The sequence below is a fragment of the Streptosporangium canum genome, from assembly GCF_900113865.1.
GTDB lineage: Bacteria > Actinomycetota > Actinomycetes > Streptosporangiales > Streptosporangiaceae > Streptosporangium > Streptosporangium canum.
The window spans coordinates 1-18,101 of record NZ_FOQY01000005.1 but is presented as its reverse complement, the minus strand read 5'-3'; the positions used below and the strand labels follow the sequence as shown (position 1 = coordinate 18,101).

The 18,101-nt window shown below is 65.6% G+C and carries 22 protein-coding genes and 1 pseudogene; 4 read left to right on the top strand and 19 right to left on the bottom strand.

The annotated features are described in order from the left end of the window. Positions 1-47: 47 nt before the first annotated feature. From BM085_RS08755 to BM085_RS08680, 19 genes and pseudogenes are all read right to left on the bottom strand, one after another. Positions 48-521, bottom strand: a complete 474-nt coding sequence (locus BM085_RS08755) for a hypothetical protein (protein ID WP_093886513.1) — start codon at positions 519-521, stop codon at positions 48-50. After that, positions 518-1,225, bottom strand: a complete 708-nt coding sequence (thyX, locus tag BM085_RS08750) for an FAD-dependent thymidylate synthase (RefSeq protein ID WP_093886512.1) — start codon at positions 1,223-1,225, stop codon at positions 518-520. The genes BM085_RS08755 and thyX overlap by 4 nt, the downstream gene beginning before the upstream one ends. Positions 1,226-1,236: 11 nt before the next feature. Then, positions 1,237-3,045 carry a DNA polymerase gene (locus BM085_RS08745; protein ID WP_218158659.1) on the bottom strand — a complete coding sequence of 603 codons (1,809 nt, stop codon included), beginning with the start codon at positions 3,043-3,045 and terminating at the stop codon, positions 1,237-1,239. A gap of 27 nt (positions 3,046-3,072) precedes the next feature. Continuing rightward, positions 3,073-3,618, bottom strand: coding sequence for a hypothetical protein (locus BM085_RS08740; protein ID WP_093886511.1), 546 nt, complete (start codon positions 3,616-3,618; stop codon positions 3,073-3,075). Between the two features lie 46 nt (positions 3,619-3,664). Then, on the bottom strand, positions 3,665-5,707 hold the full coding sequence (nrdJ, locus tag BM085_RS08735) for a ribonucleoside-triphosphate reductase, adenosylcobalamin-dependent (RefSeq protein WP_093886510.1): 2,043 nt from the start codon (positions 5,705-5,707) through the stop codon (positions 3,665-3,667). Position 5,708: 1 nt separating this feature from the next. Beyond that, on the bottom strand, positions 5,709-6,368 hold the full coding sequence (locus BM085_RS08730) for a hypothetical protein (protein ID WP_143120848.1): 660 nt from the start codon (positions 6,366-6,368) through the stop codon (positions 5,709-5,711). A 29-nt stretch (positions 6,369-6,397) separates the two neighbouring features. After that, positions 6,398-7,216, bottom strand: coding sequence for a metallophosphoesterase (locus BM085_RS08725; protein WP_218158658.1), 819 nt, complete (start codon positions 7,214-7,216; stop codon positions 6,398-6,400). Further along, positions 7,207-7,410 carry a hypothetical protein gene (locus tag BM085_RS08720; RefSeq protein ID WP_093886508.1) on the bottom strand — a complete coding sequence of 68 codons (204 nt, stop codon included), beginning with the start codon at positions 7,408-7,410 and terminating at the stop codon, positions 7,207-7,209. The genes BM085_RS08725 and BM085_RS08720 overlap by 10 nt, the downstream gene beginning before the upstream one ends. Further along, positions 7,407-7,727, bottom strand: a complete 321-nt coding sequence (locus BM085_RS08715) for a hypothetical protein (protein ID WP_093886507.1) — start codon at positions 7,725-7,727, stop codon at positions 7,407-7,409. Before BM085_RS08715 ends, BM085_RS08720 begins: the two co-directional genes overlap by 4 nt. Then, a complete protein-coding gene (locus BM085_RS08710; protein WP_093886506.1) occupies positions 7,727-8,134 on the bottom strand; it encodes a hypothetical protein in 408 nt (135 codons plus the stop codon). The genes BM085_RS08715 and BM085_RS08710 overlap by 1 nt, the downstream gene beginning before the upstream one ends. Positions 8,135-8,226: 92 nt before the next feature. Further along, the gene (locus tag BM085_RS08705) at positions 8,227-8,862 is read right to left on the bottom strand and encodes a toprim domain-containing protein (protein WP_093886505.1); all 636 of its coding nucleotides are present in this window, start codon (positions 8,860-8,862) and stop codon (positions 8,227-8,229) included. Positions 8,863-8,878: 16 nt separating this feature from the next. Next, positions 8,879-8,983, bottom strand: a pseudogene (locus BM085_RS47360) (hypothetical protein); the annotation flags it as partial. A 99-nt stretch (positions 8,984-9,082) separates the two neighbouring features. Further along, positions 9,083-9,208, bottom strand: coding sequence for a hypothetical protein (locus tag BM085_RS46760; RefSeq protein ID WP_281249833.1), 126 nt, complete (start codon positions 9,206-9,208; stop codon positions 9,083-9,085). Continuing rightward, a complete protein-coding gene (locus tag BM085_RS08700) occupies positions 9,205-9,636 on the bottom strand; it encodes an endonuclease VII domain-containing protein (protein WP_245789214.1) in 432 nt (143 codons plus the stop codon). Before BM085_RS08700 ends, BM085_RS46760 begins: the two co-directional genes overlap by 4 nt. Then, positions 9,623-10,465: an AAA family ATPase gene (locus BM085_RS08695; protein ID WP_177245017.1), complete on the bottom strand. Its 843-nt coding sequence runs from the start codon at positions 10,463-10,465 to the stop codon at positions 9,623-9,625. Before BM085_RS08695 ends, BM085_RS08700 begins: the two co-directional genes overlap by 14 nt. 43 nt (positions 10,466-10,508) lie before the next feature. After that, positions 10,509-11,378 (bottom strand): phage antirepressor KilAC domain-containing protein, encoded by an 870-nt coding sequence (locus BM085_RS08690; RefSeq protein ID WP_093886503.1) that lies wholly within the window; start codon positions 11,376-11,378, stop codon positions 10,509-10,511. An 8-nt stretch (positions 11,379-11,386) separates the two neighbouring features. After that, positions 11,387-12,169: a RecB family exonuclease gene (locus BM085_RS08685; RefSeq protein WP_177245016.1), complete on the bottom strand. Its 783-nt coding sequence runs from the start codon at positions 12,167-12,169 to the stop codon at positions 11,387-11,389. A 40-nt stretch (positions 12,170-12,209) separates the two neighbouring features. Beyond that, positions 12,210-12,455 (bottom strand): hypothetical protein, encoded by a 246-nt coding sequence (locus BM085_RS44270; protein ID WP_177245015.1) that lies wholly within the window; start codon positions 12,453-12,455, stop codon positions 12,210-12,212. 65 nt (positions 12,456-12,520) lie between these two features. Next, the gene (locus BM085_RS08680; protein ID WP_093886501.1) at positions 12,521-12,946 is read right to left on the bottom strand and encodes a helix-turn-helix domain-containing protein; all 426 of its coding nucleotides are present in this window, start codon (positions 12,944-12,946) and stop codon (positions 12,521-12,523) included. A 745-nt stretch (positions 12,947-13,691) separates the two neighbouring features. Between BM085_RS08680 and BM085_RS08675 the strand changes: the two genes are divergently transcribed. The 4 genes from BM085_RS08675 to BM085_RS08660 all read left to right on the top strand — a co-directional run bounded on the left by BM085_RS08675 (position 13,692) and on the right by BM085_RS08660 (position 18,057). Next, a complete protein-coding gene (locus tag BM085_RS08675; protein WP_245789213.1) occupies positions 13,692-14,213 on the top strand; it encodes a M50 family metallopeptidase in 522 nt (173 codons plus the stop codon). Between the two features lie 228 nt (positions 14,214-14,441). After that, positions 14,442-15,137: a sensor histidine kinase gene (locus BM085_RS08670; protein WP_093886500.1), complete on the top strand. Its 696-nt coding sequence runs from the start codon at positions 14,442-14,444 to the stop codon at positions 15,135-15,137. A gap of 147 nt (positions 15,138-15,284) precedes the next feature. Next, the gene (gene lanKC, locus BM085_RS08665) at positions 15,285-17,921 is read left to right on the top strand and encodes a class III lanthionine synthetase LanKC (RefSeq protein ID WP_093886499.1); all 2,637 of its coding nucleotides are present in this window, start codon (positions 15,285-15,287) and stop codon (positions 17,919-17,921) included. Positions 17,922-17,925: 4 nt separating this feature from the next. Further along, the gene (locus BM085_RS08660; protein WP_086578608.1) at positions 17,926-18,057 is read left to right on the top strand and encodes a SapB/AmfS family lanthipeptide; all 132 of its coding nucleotides are present in this window, start codon (positions 17,926-17,928) and stop codon (positions 18,055-18,057) included. Positions 18,058-18,101: the final 44 nt, after the last annotated feature.

Below are 18,101 nucleotides of genomic sequence, written 5' to 3'. Positions count from 1 at the left end.
GACGGTGTTCCCCACGAACTTGGCGAGCTTCTCCATGCAGATCCCTTTCAGACTTCGAGGAGCGACGAGAGAGCGCGGACGCGCTGGTCCATCTGGGAGGCCGCGGTGAGGTCGCCGGCCTCCTGAGCGCGCTGGAGCTTGCGGCGGTAGGTCTCCAGGTGGCGCTTGGCCTTGGCGCGGAAGTCCGCGCGCTGGTGGAAGTTCGCCTTCGCCTTCAGCTCGGAGTTCTCCAGTTCCAGGTTCTGGACCTGGTAGGCCAGGAGGTCGATGTACGTCTTGGCCTGGGAGCTGTTCTTCTTGGCAACCTCTGATGCGGTGGCTGCGTCCCGGTTGGTAGGCATGGGGTCGCCCTCCTTGATGATCTCGTAGCCCTCGTCGGGGACTTCGACGGTGATGTGTACGTAGGTGGGTGTGCCGAAGCGCGACTCGATCTCGGCGCGCTTGAGGGGGATGTGCGTCCCGTTGGGGATGAGCCAGAACCGGTCTTCGCGCTGGAAGAAGGTGAGCTTGGTGTCGCTCATGCGGCCCTCCGGATCTCCTCGTTGCCGAGGACGTCTCCGAAGTCCTGGAAAGCGCCGGGGGCGATGCAGTGGAGGTGGGCGAGGATCTCTTCGGCCAGCTCGCGGATCTCGGCGTCGGCGGCAACGTGGTAGCGCTTGGTCAAGACCTCGCGCCAGGCGCGCAGGTTGCCGGTGACGACCATGTCCACGGGCTGGGCGTTGAGCAGGAAGGCGCGGGCCGCTTCGCGGGCCTGCTTGCGGGGCATGCCCTGGGCAGCCAGCTCGTTCCGTACCTGTACGTACAGATCGACGGCCTGGGCGTGGAAGGCGTGCAGGTCGCCTTCCATGTCGGTCCCCCGCAGGGCGGGAGGGATGGCAGGCTCGCGGCCGGTTTGGTCCACGTAGCGCTGCGACTGCACGCTGAAGCTGAGGTGCCTGTGCCTGGTCAGTTCGGCGAGCAGGGACCGGCTGACGCCTTGGATGAGGAAGGTGGCCGATGCGTGCTCCAGCACCGAGAAGTGCTGGTGGGCGATGATGTTGGCGAGGTATCCCCGGTTGGTCGAGGTGTCGGGGTTCTTACGCTCCCAGGCTTCGTAGCACTGGCGGCCGGCGGCCTCAGCCAGAGCGTCTGCCCAGGTGACCCATGCCTCGGTCTGGAAGCCAGTAGCTTCCTGGAAGGCGTGGGTGTCGAAACGAGTGCAGGCGATCAGCTCTACGCTGCTCAAGGTTCTCCTTGTTAGTGGTCGGCTCCGTAGAGGGAGCCCCAGGAACGGGCGGCGACTTCGGGCTCGGTGACGAAATCCACGCCCTTGATCTGTGTGCGTAGGCACTCGCCGATCTCCTTGGCCAGGTCGTTGGCCTGGTTCTTGGGGAGACTGGCTACGACTTCGTCGTGGACGGGGAGACGCAAGAAGGAAGTAAGTCCGGCGCGGTCGGCCTTGATCAGCCCTCGGGCTGTCACGTCGCGGCTGGCGGACTGGATGGCGTAGTTGATGGCGCTGTAGGCGCGGGCGGAGTCCACGTACAGGCGGCGGCCTGTGATGGTCTCGATGTAGCCCTGCTTACCTGCGGTTGCGGTCATCTCCTTGGCGAGCTTGGAGACGCCGGGGTATGCCTTGTTGAATCCCGCGATGGTCTTCCTGGCCATGGCTTCGGGGATCTTGGCCTGTTCGACCAGGGCCTTCCATCCCCCGCCGTAGCAGACGAGGAAGTTCGCCATTTTGCCGATCTTCCGGGTGACGCCTGCGGCGTCGGCGGTGATCTGGTGAAGGTCCTCGCCTAGCTCGAAAGCGCGGTACATGCGCTCGTCACCGGAGAGGACTGCGGCCATGCGCAGTTCCTGTGCGGCGTAGTCGATCGAGGCCATGACGTGGCCTTCGTCGGCCAAGAAGCACCTGCGGACTATCCAGTCACCGGACGGGAGGGTCTGGGCCGGGATGCCAGTGATGGACATGCGGCCCGTGCGGGCCTGAAGGGTGTTGATGTTGGCGTGGCAGCGACCGTGCTCGTCGGCGTTGGCCAAGAAGGATTCGGGCCAGGTGCCGGCCCACTTGCCTGCCTTGCGCATCTCCTTGATGCAGCGGGCGAAGTACATGCCACCTTCGGCCAGGTGCTCAAGCAGGTCGTCGTCTACCTGGGGCTTGCCGGTGGGGGTCTGCTTGAACTCCAGGTGGCCCATGTAGACCAGGGCCTCGAAGACGTTGTCGGTGCTGTTGGGGTTGAACTCGTCGACGTCGATGAAGCCCAACTTCTCGACCTCGCGCTCGATCTCCATCTGCCACCAGGTCTCCTCCTGACGGAGGCGGGTGGCCAGCTCGTTGGTGTAGGGCTGGTCGAGGAGGAAGCCTTGCTTGGAGATGTCGGAGCAGATCCGGGCGATCTCGTGCTCGTAGCCGATCAGGTGTCGGGCGCTGTCGGGGACCTTGGGGAGGAGTGTCTTGGCCAGGACCCAGGCCAGGACGGGGTCCATGAGCGCGTACATCTGGAAGATCTCGTCGTCGAGTGAGACCTGCTCGAAGTAATCGGCTTTCTTGAGGCCGAGTTCCTTACACTGCTGGCCGACCGAGCCCTTAATCTGCTTGGCGGCCACGGGGTCGATGAAGACCTCGGTCAGTTCCTCCAGCTTGTGGCCTGGACCGCCTTCCTTGCGGGCGCGGGAGTCCACGAGGCGGGAGATGATGCCGGTGTCAATCGTTTTGGGGAACAGCTCGGCGAGGGGAACCCCCAGGTGGCGGTCAGCCACCTGGAGGTCGAATGCTGCGTTGTGGATGTAGAGCTGCTTGGCGTGGCGCAGCGTGGTGGTTGTGTACCAGGCGAAGCGGGGGTGTCTCTCCACGGGCAGGAACCAGGTTTGGTCCCCGGCGCTGAACTGGGCGGCCCGGACTCTGAAGCCGGGCTTGTAGACCTCCAGGCTCGTGGTTTCGGTGTCGTAGCCGAACTCGGTGTGCCGGCCTGCCCAGTCGGCGAAGGCGGGCAGGTCCTCCTGAGTTTCGACAACGTGACCGGTGACAGTGCGGCCCGCGAGCCGCATCTCGTGGGTCCGCACTACCAACCTCCTAGTTCAGGGCGTGACTTAGCGCTGCTTGACAAACAGGGGCTTGCACTGGTCGGGGTTGCCCTTCTCCAGCGGGCAGAAGTGCGCGGCCCAGGGGCCCTTGGCACCGTTGCCGGTGCGGTAGGTCATCTCACCGTGGGCACAGCTCTTGCTCTCCTGGCCGGCCGGAGCAGATGCCTGCGGGCGGGCCGGGGCCCCGCCGTTCGCGGCGGGTCGGGCTGCCGCCTGAGCGGTGCCCGAGTCGAGGGACTTGGCGAACCTGGCGACCTTGGCGGTCAGCTCCAGCAGGGCCTTGGCCTCGTTGAGCGTGGCCATGGCCTCCTCCACGGAGTTGGAGTGGATGACGGTCCACGGGGCGTCGAAGCCCGCGCCGTACTTGACGGTGGTGACGATCTTGCCCTCGGAGGTGCCGTTGCTGGTGATGGTGCTCTCCTTGCTCGGGGTGGTGGTGTTCGGGGTCGCCTGCGCCTCGTCGGCGGGCGGTTCGGGGGCGGGGGCCTCAGCGGCCCAGGGGTCCGCTGCGGGGGTGTCGGTGGCCCAGGGGTCTGCGTCGAACGCGCTCATCTAGCTACCAATCTCCTGTTTGAAGGTGTGGGAAAGGGATGGTGTGCTACCTGATGGGGCAGGCTCCGTTGGCACAGTCCTCGTCGGTGCCGTCTTCGACGTTGGTCAGGCCGGTGGAAGCCACCCAGTCCTCGTAGTCCTGCTGGGTGATCCGCTCGTAGGGGGCCAGCTCGTAGCCGCGCTCGGGGAAGATGGTGGACCCCTTGAGGGTGCCGACGTACTTCTTGAGCGTCTCTGACAGGGACTCGACGGTGTACTCGCTGGGGTTGAGGTTGGCGGTGAAGCTCACCGCGTTGTCGGCGTACTCCTCCTGGACCATCTCCTGGAAGGACAGGAGCTGATCGAGGGTGAGTTCGTCGGCGGACTCCACGATGCCGCCGGGCCAGCCGGCCGCCTCCACCCGCTCCACAACGGACTCCTTGGAGGGGATCTCCACGACGACGGTGTTGGCGGCCTGCGGGTCGTCCACCACGTTGTAGCCCTGGGCGCGGTACGCCTCCACCTGAGCCTGCTGGTCGGTGTCGAGGGTCGAGAAGCGGATGCGGCGGATGTAATAGCGGCTGAAGACCGGGTGAATGCCTTCGGTGGTGCCGGGCAGCTTGGCGATGCTGCCGGTGGGGGCGATGGTGGTCACCTTGACCGGCTCAGGAATCCTGAGCTGGAAGGCGTACTTGCGGGCCTCATCCCGTACGGCCAACTTAAGCCTGCGCAGGATCGCACGGACGATAGCCCTCTTAGGTGCCGTGCTGTAAGGGATGCCCATGAGGGCCAGACCCTCCTGGACGCCGAACAGACCCACTCCGATGCGGCGGTTCTTGGCGAGGATCGCCGCCTGGTTGGGGTCGTTCACGTCCCCGAAGGTTGCCCGGATCAGGAAGCGGGTCATTAGCCTCGCGGCCTTCTCAGCTTCGTCGAAGTCGAAGTACGACTTCTGGGCGAACGCTGCGAAGTTGAGGTGGCCGAGGTTGCAGTTCTCGAAGGGCTCCAGGGCGATCTCCCCGCAGGGGTTGGTCGCGTAGACCTCCCCGGTCTCACCCTCCTGCGACAGGTCGCGGTTCCAAATGCCAGGCTCCCCGTTGAGCAGCATCCCCTGGGAGATGCGCTCCAGGACGGCCTGGGCGTGGCTGCGCTCCTCGGGATCAAAACCGTGGCCGTGGATGGCGTCGATGAAGATGTTGTCGATGACCACCGAGATGTTGGTGGTCCAGTGGCCGCCGCCCGCCTTGCTGTCGATGAAGTCGAAGATGGCCGGGTCATCCCAGGGAAGCATCGCCATGCGGGCCGAGCGGCGGTTGCCGCCCGCCACGACGCACTGGGCGATGGCGTGGTCCACCGCCATGGCGTCCAGCGGGGTAACCGTCTCACCCTCTCGACGGTTGAGCACGGCGGCGACTTCGAGCAGCATGCGTGCCAGTGGCGCCGGTCCGCTGGCTGTGCCCCCGAAGGTCTTCAGGCGGGAGCCCGCGCAACGGACGTTGGAGACGTCGAACACCCGGTCCATGTGCAGGGTGTCGGGGCGCATGTACGAGTCGAGCAGGTCCGACAGCGCGCCGGCCCAACCCTCGCGGGAGTCGTCCACGACCAGGGGCCAGTCCCACTCGTGGGAGAACTCGTCCGACAGCAGGCCCTCGGACCTCATCGCCTCGTAGTCGGGATGCGCCGGGTCACACACGATGTGGACGTCCAGCTCGTGCCGTACGGGGCCGTAGACGTCGAGGAAGTTCGAGGCGTAGTTGCTGCCGACTCCCCCGCCTTCCATGAGGCGGAGGAAGGTGAACTCGAAGTGCTCGGAGAATCTGTCGGTCCAGCCTGAGGTGTGGCAGTTGAACAGGTACTGCCGCCCGCGGACTCCACTGGCCCACAGGTGCCGGCCTGCCGGGAGGACGGCGAAGGACTCCATCAGCTCGGAAAGCTCCCTGCCTTCCCTGAAGTAGGGGGCTCCGTCCTTGGGCCACTGGACGAGGTCGAGGTTGCCGTGGACGACACGGCTGACGGTCTCGGGCCAGCTCTCCTTGGTGCCGTCCAGCTTGGTGCGGCTGTAGGTGCGCTGGTAGACGGTCTCGCCCGTGGGGCCGAAGGTGTAGGTCAAGTCAGTTCCCCTGGATTCTGGTGGTGGTGAGTGCGTTCGCGTTGGTCATGGCCTTGCGCCGGCCGGGGCCTTCGTGGCTGGTGATCTGCGGGTTGAGGTGGCGGTTCAGCTCGCGGGTGAGGGTGGCCACCGCATCGCTGACGCGTCGCTTGTCGGGCTCGGGGAGCTGTAGGTCCTCCGGCCCGAAGGCCGCCAGGATGGTGTCGTGGACCTTGTCGCTGACCCGGTCCAGGGCCGATCTCAGGTCGGCCAGGTTGACCCACAGGCTCTTGGCGTCCACCGCCACGGCGTGATCGACGTCCTTGCTGGGGGTGGTGTAGGAGTCCGGGTGGTAGTAGAACTCCTTGAGCAGCGCCCTGACCTCTCGCGGCGTGTAGACCACTGCCTGCGGGTTCTCCAGCATGTAGGCGTAGTGCTGCTTGCCGCAGTACACGCTGGCCCTGCGAGAGAGAAGAAAGAACAGCACCTCATACTCGCTGCGGTCGTAGTCGGCGGCCTTGGCCAACTGGGCGGCGTTGTGCTTCCACTCGCGCAGTGCTTCGGCCACGATCTCGGAGGCGATGTCGTCGGCCGCCATGGTCGGGTACTGCCAGGAGAACTTCCGGCCAACGTGGGCTGCTACCTGCATCAGCAGCTCAGCGTGCTCATCACTGATCAACAAGTTGCCAATCTCTTGTTTCCGGGCATACGTCAGGCGGCGGTGGCGAACTTCCCACCTGAGCCGCGCTTGATCGCGCCGTAGCGCTCGCCTTCGACGACGAAGGAGCCGTCCGACCACACATCGATGGCGTGGGGGCTGACGTCGTACTTGCCGACATACAGCAGCCCGAAGCCGCTCTGCCAGTTGGCCACTCCCCCGGCCCCGAGGTACTGGGTCTTGCGGTGGTCCATGAGGTTGCCGACCTCGAATCCCCAGCGGCGGACGGGCTTGCCGCCGATGTACTGGGCGGTGTGCCGGCGGATGCCAAGGCGGTGGGTGTGGCCCATGACGATGTTGGCCCCGGCCTTGGTGGCGTGGTTGTAGGCGGAGGTCCCGGCGATCTGGGACATGCCCTTGATCTCGTGGCCGTGGACCAGGACGGTGTCCTGACCGATCTTGAAGAAGGGCTTGATCAGGTCCACGCCGAAGCCGTCGAAGTCGAGGAGCTTGGCGAAGTGGAAGGTTTCGGAGAACTCCGCGAGGGCGGGGGCGTTCTGCGCCAGGTAGACGCGGGGGCGTTCGTCGTGGTTGCCCTCCAGGATGCCGACCGGGCCGCTGTAGACGGCCCTCAGGGGCTCCAGGAAGTTCTTCTTGCCGTAGTCGCTGTGTGAGATGACCTGCTGCTCGAACTCGTTGCGGGTGCCCTTGGACCACCTAGACGGTGTCGGGTAGTCCATGAGGTCACCGATCTGGTAGACCGCGTCCGGCTGGTACTCGCCGATGAAGGCGATCACGTTGCGGAGAGCCCGCTTGTCCTCGTAGGGGAGCTGCGTGTCACTGATGACCACGATGCGCTTGGTCAGTCCCACAGGCCCTCCTTGGCGAGCTTGTCCACGGTGTCCACGTACATGAAGGTCCAGCCGCCGGTGTGGGTAGCCCAGTGATCCTCGGCTGTCTTCTGGCGGTGGAAGATGCAGCCTGGCTCGCACCACAGGCCGTTCTTCTGGCGGGTCTTGTGCCGCTTGAGGGCGGCCTGGCGGGACTTGAGCAGCAGGTCTGTCATTCGTTCTCCTCTTCGTCCTGGCCGAGAATCGACTTCTCCTCGCCGCTCAGGGCGTCTTCGTCCCAGATGAAGCCCACGTTCAGCCACAGGTCGTAGCTGTTTGGCAGCTCCGGGTCTTTCCAGATCATGAAGCGACCGCCCTGGACCTCGTCCTTGCGGGCGTCGAGCGCCTCTTCCACCAGGTGCGCAAGCACGGTGTCGATGGTTTTGGCGCTGGGGATGATCAGGCCGTCTTCGGTGTGGTAGCACCAGCCCTTGGCCTGGAAGAGTCCTGAAAGCTCAGTGGGATCAAGCTCCCACTCCCCGGAGATCCGCATCAGCGAAGCCCCCGCCCGTAGCCGGGGTCGGCCGGCGTCCTAAGAGGTGCGTCGAAGGCTGACGGCCAGGAGGTGTAGTTCGGGGCGTGGACGGACACCGGGGCCGGCTCGCTCGGCGGAACCGGCGGGGCGGCCGGCTTGGCGTGCTTGGCCGTGTTGGTGGCGTAGCCGGTGAACGCCTGGTCCACAGCCTCCTTGAGCAGCGTGAGCTTGTAGCGCAGCATCACGTTGTAGGCGATACCGTCCTCAACCTCCTCCATTGCGTACTGGACCAGCTCCTGGAGGCTCATCAGCTCGAACTTCTGCTGGGAGCCCTCGTCGTATTGCGCCTTGCCGACGCCGAGGATGCGGGCCTGAACGGCTACCACGGCGGACATGATTTCCTGGGCGAGTTCCTCGCTGGTCATCGTGATACCAACCTCTTGTTTGGCTCGAAAAAAAGAGGGCCTGGAACGGGTGTCCACGGTCCAGGAATGCGTGATGTGTGACTTGTCCGAGTTCAGGCCCCGAGCTTCGCTCTCAGGCCCTCTCTCCCGTGCTCCCCGTAGAAGGAAGTAACATCCCCCCGGCTCATGGGTATGGGGCGGACATTGTCCAATCCCCCGGCCACCTTGGTCACGAAATCTCGTCCGGCATCATCGTCGTCGTGGAGCACGAAGACGGCGTCGAACTGCACCAGCAGCCGCCGCCAGACGGGCTCCCAGGAGTTGGCTCCGGGCGCTCCCACGGCGGGCAGGCCGGCCTGCGTGGCAATGGCCCGATCGAACTCGCCCTCGGTCACGCAGATGTTGCGTGTACCCAACTGAAGTGCCTCGGTGCCGTACAGGCGCGGGATGTCACCTGCGATGCTGCGGTACTTGGGGGTGGGGCCGTCCCCCAGTCTCCGGAAGCGGATGGCGATGCACTCGCCATCCGGGGTGAGGTAGGGGATGGACAGGTAGTTGCGCACGGCCTCATGGCCAGGCTCAGGAGAACGGACGACGCCGAACCGGTGGCTGGCGATGGTCGCCTCGGTGAGGTGCCTCTCCGGGCCCGTCAGATAGGCCAAAGCCTCGTCGTCGAGCTGGTCGTGGTACGCCCTTGAGGTCTTCTCCGTAAACAGCCTGGAGGACTGACTGGGGACTACAGCCTTCATTGAGTTCTACCCTCCTTACCAGGGTGTAGACGTTGCCCTTGGCCGGGCACGCCTGGCAGTTGAAGGCGTCGTAGCGGACGCTGGCGGACGCCTGGGTGTCGTCGTGGAAGGGACACTTCATCGACTTCCATCGGCCGCCCGCTTCCACGTGAGGGACGCTCGCGCCGAAGTACTCCAGCAGTGGGGTGATGGGGAGATCAGCCATTTCCAACCTCCTGTTTCAGCGGAGGAAAAGAGCCTTGCCAAGAGCGATCATGATCACCGGGTTGATGGGCTTGGGCTCCTTGACGGGCGGCCGGCTCAAGTCGGTCGGAGGCTTGGACTCGTAGTACTTGGTCTGCTTCATCGCTTCTTCCTCTGCCGTCCGTTGTTGTTGGCCTCTTCGGATGCGTAGCGGTGTCCGATGACCTCGATCGCGGGCGGGCGTTCCAGGTAGTCGGCGGCGGCCCGCAAGACCTCGGGCCGGTCTCTGGCGGCTGTGAGGAGCCTGCCGTTACACATCCGGCACAGCAGGCCCCGCACAACTCCGTCGCGGTGGTCGTGGTCCACACTGAGGCGCTGGCGTCGGGTGCCCAGGCAGATGGCGCACTTGCCTTCCTGGGCCGCGAAGAGGGTGTCGTACTCGCCGGCCTCCAGGCCGTAGGTCTTTCCGACCCGGCGGCGGTGGTGGGCTTCGCTGCGGGCCTGCTTCTGGCAGGTGGTGCAGATTTTTCCGCGAGGCCCCGTGAAGAATCGATCCGAGCGATTCTTCTCGCACCGCTTACACCTCCTCATGGGCCTCACGCTCCCTGAGGTGCTCCTCGCCGAACTCCTGCTTGAAGTCATCCCAGACCGCGTCCGGCAGGTTCTCTCCTGCCCGTCCTTCCATGTCGGTGATGAGCATCCGGTCCAGGTCGGCGTTCAGCTCGACTGACAGGTCTCCGGAGGCTGAAGCCTTGCCCGAGCGGTTCTTCAACACGTACACCCCGAGGGCCCGGCCGGAGGTGGTGTAGGTGTCGGTGTAGGCGAGCCCCAGGATGAGGGTCTGGAGCTTGGAGATCTTCCCTCTGATGTCCTTCAACTTGAGAGGCTGGTCTCCGCTTTCGGCGTCCCCCACGACGTGGTGCAGGACGACGACGGCGGCTTCGGTCTTCCTGGCCAGGTCGGTCAGGAACGACATGGTCGCTTCCAGGCCGGTGAAGCCCTCACCGCCCGCCTCATCGAAGACGTTGGCCAGGTTGTCGAGCACGATCAGTTCAGGCCATCTGCCGTAGGCGTAGGCGTAGGCCATCACCTCTTCCTCGATGTGGGTCAAGGAGGGGGCCGCGTCGAAGTCGAACCACATCTTGGTGTACTCGCGCAGGACCTTGTCGTACTTCTCGGCCTTGCCGGCCTTGTAGGCGGCTTCGATGTCGAAGACTCGATCGCCGGTGATGATGGCCGCTGCTCGGATGGCCTGGGTGACCTCGTCGGAGTCGGCGCTCATGTAGATGCCTCGGCAGCCTGAGCGGATCGCCAGGTTGAGCGTGAAGGCCGACTTACCTACTCCTGGCGCTGCGGCCACCATGGCGACCTGCGAGCGCCGGACATGGACGGTCGCCTCGGCGAGGGTCTTCCACACCACGGGGATAGGGGCGCCCGCGGACTTGGCTTTTCTCTTGGCGTGACTAAGCAGCAGCATTGGCCACCCACGAGGGGTCGAACTTGTCCACGCCGCCGAGCTGCTTGTGCAGCCACTTCAGCCCCAGGACGGTGATCCGGACCTGGGGGGTGCCGGCCATGTCCTCTCCGCTCCTGGGGTGGAAGTAAGAAGTAAGTCGCAGGCGGACGTGATTGGTGTGGTTGGCGTACGGCACGTTCTTCTGGTCGATCACCTTCAGCTCTCGCAGCTTGCGGAACAGCCGGACGCTGCCGATGTCGATGGCGCTGTCCCGGTTGAGGATGTAGCTGGCCTCGCGCGCCGAGTAGTCCCGCTCAGTGTTGGCCAGGACCTCCCAGGCGTCGGCGGCCGGCTCCAGCGCGGCCACCCTGGTCTCGGCGTAGTCGGCGCGGGAGGCTTCAATCTCCGCGCGCTGCCGTTCGGCCTTGGCGATCTCGATGGCCCGCCTGGTGCGGTCCGTCTCACGCTCCAGAGCGGCCAGGGGGTCGGACAGGTCTACCTCGTCCTGGACTTCCTGCTTGCGGGTCTGGACCGCGAAGTAGTTCTGGGCGGCTGCGATCTCGGGCTTACTCGGGTCGCCGTTCATGGCGACCATGTACGCCCCGTAGCGGGTGAGGCGGTAGTCCACCTGCTCCTGCGTGCCACCGAAGCCACGAGCGACATGGTTAATCTGTCGATTAATCATGCCCTGACCTGCGCCTGCACCCATGGCGTTGTCAATGGCCCTGATGGCTCGGGCGATGGACTTCTCGAACATCTGCCACGTTGCGTAGTTGACCATCGTGCAGAAGTCGCGGCCGGTCCAGTACTCGCCGCGATCGTCCACGCGACGGATGGCGTCGAAGGGGCTGGTGTTCACGGAGGCGAGATCGTTCAAGGGCTCTCCTACTTCTTCAGGGGGCAGTGGATGATGACGCCGCAGGTGCGGCAGGCATCGCCGGAGTTGGGCAGGAAGAGGCGCTGTTCCTCGATCTGCACCTGGCGGAGGAACCACGTCCTGATCCACTCGTGGTCCAGCTTGGTGAGGTCGATGGGCACAGTGGGCTTGCCGTCGCGGGTCATGAAGTACTCGCCCCACTCCACCTGCGCGCCGATGACGTCGTTGACCGCCATGGCGTAGACGATGAGCTGGAACGGCACGTCGGGGATCTTGCTGCCGGTCTTGATGTCGCGGACGCGCAACTCTCCGGTCTCGATGTGCTCCATGAGCAGGTCGATGTAGCCCCGGACGATGACGCCTGCGAACTCGACCTCGAAGCCGACTTCGGCGGCCACGGTGCCGTCAGGCATCGTGTAGGGCCGCCACTGGTCGTCTTCCAGGTTGTAGCGGATGTAGTCGGCGATCTGCTGCTGGCCGCCTTCGTAGCGGTCGATCAGGTCGTTTTGGACCTTCTTACGACCTCCGACGAGCCAGCGGTCCCGGTCGGGGAACCGCTGGTCGGCCTTGGCGATCTCCTCGCGCCAGGTGGTCTTGAAGATCTCCTGGGCGGCTTGTACGGTCATCGTCCGGCCGGACTTCTCCCAGCCATCGGCTGCGTCGTGGACGCCGATGCCCTGGATGGTCCATCCGGCCGGCAGGGCGGGGAGGCGCTCGATGCGCTCCAGCTCGAAGGCCGTGCCGCAGCGGGCGATGGATGTGAGTCTCGATACTGATGTTCGTCGGCTCAATAGACCGTTTCCAAACTCTTGTTTGCGGTCATGAAAAAAGTTAGGCTGCCTTCCAGAAGTTGATGCAGATCTCACCTTCGTCGTTGAAGGCGTCACGGAGCAGTGCGCCCTGCGGCAGGTGCGCAATCCCGTCCTGAAGGTCGGCGACTGTCGCTCCTGCGTTGGGCAGGATCTCGTAGAGATTGCCGTCCCGTCCGCCAGTGCAGACGATCATGAGGCCGTGGTTGCTGTAGAGGACCTCGGGGGCGTTGAGTTCAGCAATGAGGTCCAGCGGTCCCAGCTTCATGGTGTTACCAATCTACTATATGAGGTGATAGAAAAGGTGGCCCCTAAGCCAAGGGGCCACCCGTTCTATTCGTCGTCTCCATCGACGGCACGCTGCACGTCCTCAAGGACCATGCGTATGTGCCAGGGGTCAGAGGCTGGTTTCTCGAAGAAACCGTCCTCCGGGGTGTAGTCGATGTCCATATCCCCGTCGTGTAGCCGGTAGGCCCAACGAAGGGCCGTGTTCAGCTTGGCGATGGGAACTTGCTGCCCTTGTGCAACTTTGGACAAGTTTCGCAAGGAAGTAGCGGGACCGGAATGCCCATGCTCTTTCGCTAGAGTCCATGGTAAGAACTTCTTGTGCGAAAGAGTTTTCTTTTGTAATCCGATGCGTTCAACAGCTTGCTGAACGCCACTAACAGAGACATTGAAATGTGTTGCGATCTCCCTGTACGTCCTACCTGCTTCTACGAGTCGTCGAAGCTCAAGGGAATCAATGCGCTGGTTAACCATTTGGGTCACATCCTTGGCAGTGTATGCGCACCTACAGGATGGTACTCCTTGCTCATCGGTAGTCGCACGGGTCTGCTGGGTAAACCAAAGGTAGACCGCAAGTAGATCTCTCTTAAGTTCTGTCGGGGGGTTTCGGCAGACTTCCAAACGCACGGTACATAAGGATCTTTGTGAGGTCCGCCCGTGCGCTTGGGGTGCGTCGAAATGACGACAGGTCCCAACCCAGAGCCGGTGTTGCCCGAAGATCGGGCCCACGGTTTTCGGTCGTTTCACGGAACCTTATGACTGGGGCGCGGCGAATGACAGCCGTCTTTATATCTCCACCTCACGAGGCTAGGATCTGTGCCTTTCAGCAACAGCTACCTGCCCCGGACCGTTCTTCTGGCGACGGTGCCCATAGATTGTCAAGTTACTAGCGCGTCTCCACTCTGCCTCCTGGCCTTTGGAGCCGTTCAGCGGTGGTGCGCTATTTCTAAGTTACCAGCCTCTTGTTTGACTGGCAACTTATGTGCTTCGGGGCCGTTTTACCGGCCCCTCGGCGTCTTGCTCTTCCCAAGTTACCAACCTCTTGTGAGGGTGTCAACCTGGCCGCCCGGAGATGGTCTTGCTAGCCCCAGACTGGAGCGTTGAGGGCCGATTCACCGGCCCTCGCTGCCCCTCTCCACAAGCTACCAAGCTCCTATTTGGCTGTCAACATCGCCACCCGCCAGCGCGTTCCCGCCCTCAGCCGCCCACCCTTGATCGTTTGGAATCCCTAACATCCGACACCTCGGGCGTCACCCTGACCCGGGGCAGGCCCACCGGCCCGGGAATGATCCTGACCGCCGCGGCCGGATACGTCGCCCCGTCCCTGCTGGGACTCGGCGGGGCGTGGCTGACCTCCGCCGGCTACGTGGCGATCCTGATCACGATCGTGATCGCGCTGCTGCTCTGCATGCTGCTGCTGATCCGCAATCTGTTCGGCGTGGTCAGCCTGGTGGCCACCGGCGGGGCGACAGCCGCCCTCACCTGGTACGCCCCGCCCGACGTGGACGCCGTCCTCGCCTATCTGGCCGTCTGGTTCCTGCTGTTCGGCGGTGTCCGGCCGATCGTGGAGCTGCAGCGCAAGCGGCGGCACGGCCACGCCCCGGGTTCCGACGCCGACCAGCTCGCCCGGCTGACCTTCCTGCCCGGCGGGTTCTGGGTGCTGCTGTTCCTGCTGGTGGCGGGTGCCGCCCTGCTCGGCGGGGCCTACCTGCTCGTCCCGTTGCCGCTCGCCTTCCCCTGATCGCCGGGCGGCCGGGGCTCCTCGCCCTCCTCTGATCGCCGGACGGAGCCGAGGTTCCTCGCCTGCCACTGATCTCCGGACGGGTTATAACAACACGTTATGGATGAACGGTGGCACCATTTTTCGCGATCACCTCTCTACCGCAGAGTATTGTTCTTTTTCATTGACAGTTAAACGATTTCTTGAGTTTATGTCCAGGTATGCCGTCCTTCTAGTGAGAGTCGGTCGATGCCACCCCAGCTATATGTCGCCATAGCCGGGATCGTCCTGATCTCACTGGGCGTAACCGTCACCCTGGCGCTGCGGATCAGACGGTTGCGCGCCGAGCAGGAGAGGGCCGTCACCCGCGCGCACGAGGAGTTCGCCCGCGACGTGCACGACCTCGTGGGGCACTGGCTCTGGCTGGCCTCCATCAAGAGCGAGCTGGCCTACCGGCGGGCGGCGGGCGACGCGCGCCTGCGCGGGGATCTGGGCGAGGCGCTCCAGGCCGTACGGCACGCCGCGCACGCGGTGCGCGACGCCTCCAAGGCACACCGGCACCTGTCCCTGCACGGCGAGAGCATGCGCGCCCAGGCCCTTCTCACGAGCTTCGGGGCCGCCTGCACGGTCCGGATGGAGGCCGCCGGGCTGTCCCGGGAGGTGAGCGCCGCACTGGGGACCGTGGTCCGCGAGGGCGTCACGAACATGCTGCGGCACAGCGCGGTCAGGACCTGCGTGATCGAGCTGGCCGAGCGCGACGGCCTGCTGCGGCTGACCGTCGCCAACGACGGCGCCCCCGGGCGGGCCCCCCTGCCGTCCGCCGGCGACGGCCTGGGCAATCTCCGCGACCGGGCGGCCCGGCTCGGGGGCACGGTGCGCGCGACCGCCGGCGAGGGCGGCTGGTTCACCCTGATCGCCGAGGTGCCGCGAAAATTTTCCGAATAAGTTTCATTTTTAAGGCGAAAGCCCAGGTGGCGCACATGCTCATGATTAGACCTGTGAAGTTCGCATGTATGAGTAGTTGAGTTTGTAACTGGTGATTTCTCGGGTTATCCGTAATTCTCTCTTCTGGAAGACAGCAGGGAGATTGCCGTGAATGACCAGTATGAGCTTTATTGCCTCGCGGACCGGCTCTTTTACGACACCCTTGACGGCCGCCGGGGCGATCACCCCGATTTCGCACTCGTCGCCAGGGATGTCCCGGACGGCTGGGAGCACGAGGCGACCGACACGTGGATGCACTACGCGCCCCTCGCCACCCGGACGCCGGCACAGGGCTGGAAGATCCACGTCTCGGCGTGCCTGGATGACGCCGAGCGGGCCATGGAAGCCGTCTGGGACTACTGCGTGCCCCGCGGGATCGCGTTCAAGTTCCTGCGCAACCGGCCGGTCATGACGATGCTGAACTCCAAGGCGGCGGCCCGCGGGTCCAGCGGCAAGCTCGTGACGATCTACCCGCTGGACGAGGGGCAGCTCGAACTCACGCTGAAGGAGCTCGACGAGCTGCTCCGCGGCGTCAGCGGCCCCTACATCCTCAGCGACCTCCGCTACGGCGAGGGCCCCCTCTACGTGCGCTACGGCGGCTTCACGCCGCGGCGCTGCCTGGGCGGCAACGGCGAGCTGGTCCTCGCCGTCGAGGACGGCGAGGGACGGCTGGTCCCCGACACGCGTGGAGCGGCCTTTCACCTGCCGGCCTGGGTGACGCTCCCGGGGTTCCTGGAGCCTCATCTGGCCGCCCGCAACGCGGTCACGACCAACGACCTGCCGTACACCATCGAGAGCGTCATCCAGTTCTCCAACGGCGGGGGCGTATATCTCGGCCGGGACCTGCGCACCGACGAACGGGTGGTGCTGAAGGAGGCGCGCCCGCACGCCGGGCTCGACGCCGCCGACCGGGACGCGGTGACGCGGCTGGCACACGAACGGGACATGCTGGAGCGCCTGGCCGGGCTGGACGCGGTGCCGGCGCTGCTCGACTACTTCACGCTCGGCGATCACCACTTCCTGGTCCAGGAGTTCGTCGACGGCAATCCGCTGCAGCGGCTCCTCGTGCAGAGATATCCGCTGACCCGGGCCGGCTGCGACCAGGAGACCGTCGCCGGATACACCGAGTGGGTGCTCGACGTGCTCCCCAAGGTCCGGCAGGCGGTCGAGTCCCTGCACGGGCGGGGAGTGGTCTTCGGCGACCTGCACCCCAACAACATCCTCCTCACCGGCGAGGGGCGGCTGGTCCTGATCGACTACGAGGTCGCGACCCTCGCCGCGGACCGCGGCCGGGCCGCCCTCGCCCACCCGGCCTTCGGCGCGCCGGCCGACCGGCAGGGCGTCGACGTCGACGTCTACGCCCTGGCCTGCCTCTGCCTGGGACTGTTCGCCCCCCAGCTCACGATCATGCTGCCGCTCGACCGGGCCAAGGTCGTCCACCTGGCCGGGCTCGTCACCGAGACCTTCCCCGTGCCGCCCGAGGTGGTCGAGGAGGCCGTCCGGACCATCATGGGGACGGCCCCGGTGACGGCGCGGCCGATCCCCCGGCTGGACCGGGACGGCTGGCCGCGGGCCAGAGAGGCGATGTGCCGGGCGATCATGGCGAGCGCCACCCCCGACCGGGAGGACCGGCTCTTCCCCGGCGACGTGGCCCAGTTCCAGGCCGGCGGGGGCGTCAACCTCGCCTACGGCGCGGCGGGCGTGCTCTACGCGCTGAAGGCGGCCGGGCTGGGCCGCTTCCCCGAGCACGAGGACTGGCTGCGCAGGAAGGCGCTGGCCCCCGCCCGGGGGACGGGCATCGGCTTCTACGACGGCCTGCACGGCGTGGCCTACGTCCTGGACCTGCTCGGGCACCGCCAGGACGCGCTCGACACGGTCGAGCTGTGCCTGCGGGAGAAGTGGGAGTCGCTGGAACCGGGCCTGTTCGGTGGGCTCGCGGGAGTCGGGCTGAACCTGCTCCACCTGGGCGCAACGACGCGGGAGCAGGCGTTCACCAACCTGGCGCTCCAGATCGTCGATCTCTGCGCCGACAGGCTCGGCGGCCCCGACGACGTGCCGGAGACCAGTGGAGGGGCCAATCCCCGCGCGGGGCTGATGTACGGCTCCTCCGGTCCCGCCCTGCTGTTCCTGCACGCCTACGAGCGGACCGGCGACGCCTCGCTGCTCGACCTGGCCGCCGTGGCGCTCCGGCAGGACCTGCGGCGCTGCGTCCCGGGCGAGGACGGCACGTTGCAGGTCAGCCAGGGCTGGCGCACGCTGCCCTACCTGGACGAGGGCTCCGTGGGCATCGGCGTGGTCCTCTCCCGCTACCTGGCCCACCGTGACGACGACGGCTTCCGCGCCGCGCTCAGCGGCTGCCGGCGCGTCACCGAGGGCCGCTACTTCGTCCAGCCGGGGCTGTTCACCGGCCGGAGCGGCATGATCGCGGCCCTCGCCGCGGGCCTGGGACCGGCGCCGCACGATCCCGACATCGACCTGGCCGAGCAGATCCACGGACTGAGCTGGCATGCGCTGCCCTACGGCGGCGGGCTGGCCTTCCCCGGCGACCAACTGCTCCGGCTCTCCATGGACTTCGCGACCGGCACGGCCGGAGTCCTGTTCGCGATGAGCACCGCGCTGCACGACCGGCCGGTGTTCCTCCCCTTTACCGGGCCGCCCGGCGGCACAGGCGCCCTGACCATGGCATTGCCTGTGCGTGGATCCGCCGAGCGGCTCCGCTCCCACGAGCCACTGAAGGAGGTGTAAGCACATGGTACTTCTCGACCTCCAGACCCTGGAAGCCCCCACCGGCGGTGGCGGCGGCGGTGGCGGCAGCACGCTGACCGTTCTCGGCTGCGAGTCCTACAAGCCGAGCAACCTCAGCCTCCTGCTCTGCCACTAACCCGTTCACACCCCCAAGAAGTGAGGTAATCCCATGGTTCTTCT